Origin of the sequence: Mycolicibacterium hodleri (assembly GCF_025822245.1) — a bacterium.
Taxonomy (GTDB): domain Bacteria; phylum Actinomycetota; class Actinomycetes; order Mycobacteriales; family Mycobacteriaceae; genus Mycobacterium; species Mycobacterium hodleri.
On the sequence record NZ_JACKTL010000077.1, the window covers coordinates 1 to 320 of the forward strand.

Consider the following 320-nt stretch of genomic DNA (forward strand, 5'->3'; position numbering starts at 1 on the left):
CCTCAGGCGTCAGCCACGGCCCGAGGTCTGGCCGGTCTTCCGGACGCTTCTCGGCAGAGACACCGAGATCCTCGAAGGTCCCAACGATGTTGTAGCCCTTGGAGATTGCCCAGTTAGTCGCAGTCTCGATCTGAGCGAGATGCGAGACCTTCTGAGGCCCTTGGACTACCGAGACTCGTGCCCCGACCAGGGCTCTTGGCGCTGAACTCATTTTGTAAGTGTATCGGAACCTGCTGATCCAGCAGCATGCCGGTCAGCAGGGCGAACGGATCCTCACTCAACAGGTCGTCGGACGCGGGATCTCCGGTGAGCTGCAATCT

The 320-nt window shown here is 60.3% G+C and carries 1 protein-coding gene and 1 pseudogene; both read right to left on the minus strand.

The genetic code is table 11. The features are described from left to right. Positions 1-211, minus strand: a 211-nt coding sequence (locus H7J06_RS31685; protein ID WP_264043950.1) for a recombinase family protein, incomplete at its 3' end; no start/stop codon positions are given. A gap of 10 nt (positions 212-221) precedes the next feature. Beyond that, positions 222-320 (minus strand): annotated as a pseudogene (locus H7J06_RS31690) (HhH-GPD-type base excision DNA repair protein); the annotation flags it as partial.